This window comes from Dietzia sp. DQ12-76, from assembly GCF_014145045.1.
GTDB lineage: Bacteria > Actinomycetota > Actinomycetes > Mycobacteriales > Mycobacteriaceae > Dietzia.
This window is the reverse complement of record NZ_JAALDV010000458.1, coordinates 1-1,417: the sequence shown is the minus strand read 5'-3', so window position 1 is coordinate 1,417 and position 1,417 is coordinate 1. Positions and strand designations below refer to the sequence as shown.

Below are 1,417 nucleotides of genomic sequence, written 5' to 3'. Positions count from 1 at the left end.
CTCGGCCAACCAGATCGCGATCCCCGAGTTCGACGGCCGCATCATCACCGCGCCGTTCTCGTTCAAGGAGATCGACGCCGACGGATTGCCCCGGTACGTCGCCGACCCCGAGCGCTGCGCGCGCGTCGCGGGGATCGCGGTGTCACACGCGCGACTGCGCCACGTCCCCGCGGCCGACCGCCGGATCGCCCTGGTGCTCTCGGCCTACCCGACCAAGCACTCCCGGATCGGCAACGCGGTCGGCCTGGACACCCCGGTCTCGACCATCCGGCTGCTGCGCCGGATGCGCGACGAGGGCTACGACCTGGGTCCGGAGGACGGGCCTGTCGCCAGGTTCCTCGACGTCGCCGACAGTGGCTCGGAGGGCACCTACGCCGACGACACGGCCGCCGGTGACGCCCTGATCCACGCCCTGATCGCCGCGGGCGGACAGGACGAGGAGTGGCTGACCAACGCCCAGCTCACCGACAGTCACGTGCGGATCTCCCCCGACGACTACCTGCGGTGGACGGCGGACCTGCCGGAGTCGCTGCGCGCGGAGATGGTGGACGCCTGGGGGCAGGCCCCCGGTCGGTTGTTCGTCAACGACGCCGGCGAGATCGTCCTGGCCACGATCTCGGCCGGCAACGTCGTCCTGTTGATCCAGCCGCCCCGCGGCTTCGGCGAGAACCCGGTGGCGATCTACCACGACCCCGAGTTGGCGCCCTCCCACCACTATCTGGCCGCCTACCGGTGGCTCGCCAAGGGGTTCGGCGCCCATGCGCTGGTCCACATCGGCAAGCACGGGTCGCTGGAATGGCTGCCGGGCAAGAACGCCGCGCTGTCGGCGGCGTGCGCGACCGACGCGGCGATCGCGGACCTACCGCTGATCTACCCGTTCCTCGTCAACGACCCCGGCGAGGGCGCCCAGGCCAAACGCCGCGCCCACGCCACGATCGTCGATCACCTGGTGCCGCCCATGGCGCGCGCCGAGGCCTACGGCGACATCGCCCGCCTCGAGCAGCTGCTGGACGAGTACGGCAACATCGCCTCCATGGACCCGGCCAAGCTGCCGGCGATCCGCGCGCAGATCTGGACACTCATGCGGTCCGCGCACATGCACGAGGACCTGGGACTGGAGCAGCAGCCCGGTGACGAGGAGTTCGACGACTTCCTGCTCCACGTCGACGGGTGGCTGTGCGAGATCAAGGACGTCCAGATCCGCGACGGGCTGCACGTGCTGGGTCAGGCGCCGGACGGCGAGGCGCGGGTGAACCTGGTGCTCGCCATCCTGCGGGCCTCGCAGGTGTGGGGCGGCGAATTCGGTGCCGTTCCCGGTCTGCGTCGCGCCCTCGGCCTGGTCGAGGACGCCCCGACCCAGGAGGTCGACCGCGTGGAGGCCCGGGCCCGGGCGCTGGTCGAGGCCATGGACGCGCGG

General features: G+C 71.6%; 1 protein-coding gene. It reads left to right on the top strand.

Features of this window, described 5'->3' with window-relative positions; translation table 11 throughout:
- Positions 1-1,417 (top strand): cobaltochelatase subunit CobN (locus tag G6019_RS14665; RefSeq protein ID WP_182627886.1); only part of this gene is annotated, 1,417 nt, incomplete at both ends.